Raw genomic sequence first — 2,798 nt, 5'->3', positions numbered from 1 at the left:
CGGGTTCGAGCGGTGATCGCAACACCCGATGGGTGAGGGGTGTTGTGGGTGCGGTTCTCTGTGCGGATGGTTCCGGAGGTGCATCAGCGGTTCTGGGAGGCGATGGCGCGGGGTGATTTCATCACCGATGCGGCGGTTGCGGCTGGGACCTACCGTAAGCAGGGCGCCCGGTGGTTGATCGCCGCTGGCGGGGTGCGTCCGCGGCGAGGACGCAACCTGAAGGGTCGGTGTTTGACGTTCGCTGAGCGGGAGGAGATCGCGCTTGCCAGGGCGGCCGGTGAATCGATGCGTTCGATCGCCTACCGGTTGGGTCGTAGCCCGTCCACGATCTGTCGCGAGCTGGCCCGCAACGGCGAGGCTCCGGGGCGGTATCGGGCGACGAGCGCGCATGCGGCGGCTTATGAGCGGGCGTCGCGTCCGAAGCGGTGCAAGCTGGCCACCAACGTGGCGCTGCGGCACAAGGTCGAGCAAGACTTGGAGCGCAAGTACTCGCCGGAACAGATCGCTGGTCGGTTGCGGGCCGAGTTTCCCGATGACTCGGAGATGTGGGTGTCCACCGAGACCATCTACCAGTCGCTGTATGTGCAGTCTCGCGGGGCGCTACGCCGTGAGCTGACCAAGTGCCTGCGCACTGGGCGGGCGCTGCGCGAGCCTGGCCGTAAGGCTGGGCAGCGTAAGAACCGGATCCCGGGCATGGTCAACATCTCCGAACGGCCTGCCGAGGCGGCCGATCGTGCGGTGCCGGGGCATTGGGAGGGTGATTTGATCATTGGCAAGAACAACGCCACTGCGATCGGCACCCTGGTCGAGCGGACCACCGGGTACGTGCTGCTGCTGCACCTGCCCGAGGGGTATAAGCCGGAGCAGGTCGCGCCGGCGTTGGCCGCAAAGATTAAGACCGTTCCTGCGCTGCTGCGTCGTTCGCTGACCTGGGACCAGGGCGCGGAGATGCGGGATTGGAAACAGGTCGCGATCGCAGCCGACATCGAGATTTTCTTCTGTGACCCGTACAAGCCGTGGCAGCGGGGCACCAACGAGAACACCTATTGGTGCAAACTTGGCGGGCCGGGTTCGTTCGACGGGAGGTACTCGGCGGGACCGCCGGGTGACTCGGAGAACACGTGCCGGAAGGCTTTCCGTTGATATGTCCACGGCGGTCTACAGGGCGAGAGCCCTGGCCGGGAGTGACTTGATAGAAGCCTGCTGAGCCGTCAACTCGCAATAGGTCTGTCCCCTGGCCAGGGCCCTCGCGTCTGTCCCGTCATCCGCGGCAGCAGACAAGAGGACAACTTGATGGTGACAGTAGGGATCGACCCGCACAAGCACGTCCACGTCGCAGTGGCGGTCGGCGCAGATGGCAGGCGGGTCAGCCGACCGCTGACCGTCAAGAACGACGCGGCCATGATCGGCGTGCTGCTCAAGTGGATCCGCTCGGTCGCCGACGGCGCTCCGGTCACCTGGGCCATCGAGGACGGCCGCGGTTTCGCCCGCCGGCTGGCCGACGGCCTGCTGCTGGCCGGCCACGAAGTGCTCTGGGTTCCCACCCGGCTGATGGCCGCCCACCGCAAGCTGCATGCCGCTACCGGCTCGAAATCTGATCCCATCGACGCCGCCGCAGTCGCCCATGCCGCCATCGCCACTCCCGGCCTGGAGCGGCACCGCATCGACGTGCAGGTGCGCGAGCTGCGCGTCCTGGTCGACTTGCGGGCCGACCTTGTCAGGCGCCGCACAATGGTGATCAACCAGGTCAAGGCATGCACCCATCTCTGGCTCGATCACACCCCGGGCGACCTCACCCGCGCTCCCGGCCTGGCCTCGGCGACGACACTCCTGCGCGCATCGCAGATGAGCGGGCACGTCCGTCGGGCGCTGGCCGAGATGCTCAGCGAGACAGCCGGTCTCAACCAGCGCATCCGCGACCTCGAGACCACGATCCGGGACCTCGTCAGCCCACTGGCGCCCGCCCTGCTGGAGATCACCGGGATCAGCCATATCTCCGCGGCGGTCCTCCTCGCCGAGATCGGCGACATCACCCGCTTCACAACCTCGGCCAAGCTCGCCCGCTACACCGGATGCGCCCCGATCCCCGTTTACTCCTCCGACAACCAACGCCACCGCCTCCACCGAGGCGGCAACCGACGGTTGAACAGCGTGCTCTACACCGCAGCAATCGTCCAGAAACGTTTCCATCCCGACGCGCACGAACTACTCGCCCGCCACGAACCCACCAAGGGCGCCCGCGGCGCCCGACGCATACTCCAACGCCACCTGATCGACATCATCCACCGCGCCATGACCCAAGACCGAGCGTCCTGGAAGCACCACATCACCCAACACCAGCTGGCTGCTTGACATAGAAGCGTCAACGGCCTGCTACGACAGTACTTTCCCAAGGGGACCGACCTGTCCGTGCACAGCCAGGCCGACCTGGACTGGGTCGCCGCCGAACTGAACGACCGGCCCCGCAAAAGACACGGCTACGCCAAGCCCGACGAACTCATCGGCCCGCTGCTGCAGGCATAACGGGCGGGGGCGGTGGTGCGCCACACCGGGAGTGGCCGCCCGATAGCCAGCCGATCGAAAGGGGGCAAGGGCTCGCAGTCAAGGGTGGGGCGCAGCCCCATCGCGCCAGCGACGCCGCAAGGCGCCCTTGACGGCGAGACCTTCCCCTCATCATCCCCGATCGGGCGGCCACGACCTTCTCCTTCACGCCACTGCGACCCCGCCGTTCCGTTTCCGTTCGCTACGCTCACCCCAACAAGCAGCCGTGTTGCGACCACCGCCAGAATCCGCCGATC

2 protein-coding genes and 1 pseudogene are annotated in these 2,798 nt (G+C 66.8%); all 3 read left to right on the top strand.

The window, feature by feature from the left end; translation table 11 throughout:
- The first annotated feature begins 66 nt into the window (after positions 1 to 66).
- Positions 67 to 1,143, top strand: a complete 1,077-nt coding sequence (locus ABN034_RS34125; RefSeq protein WP_349695088.1) for an IS30 family transposase — start codon at positions 67 to 69, stop codon at positions 1,141 to 1,143.
- Positions 1,144 to 1,293: 150 nt separating this feature from the next.
- Positions 1,294 to 2,352 carry an IS110 family RNA-guided transposase gene (locus ABN034_RS34120; RefSeq protein WP_349695087.1) on the top strand — a complete coding sequence of 353 codons (1,059 nt, stop codon included), beginning with the start codon at positions 1,294 to 1,296 and terminating at the stop codon, positions 2,350 to 2,352.
- Positions 2,353 to 2,523 (top strand): annotated as a pseudogene (locus tag ABN034_RS34115) (IS30 family transposase); the annotation flags it as partial.
- Positions 2,524 to 2,798: the final 275 nt, after the last annotated feature.

This window comes from Actinopolymorpha sp. B11F2, assembly GCF_040195635.1.
Lineage (GTDB): Bacteria > Actinomycetota > Actinomycetes > Propionibacteriales > Actinopolymorphaceae > Thermasporomyces.
Note: the sequence above shows the minus strand (reverse complement) of the source record. Positions and strands in the feature narration are given on the sequence as shown.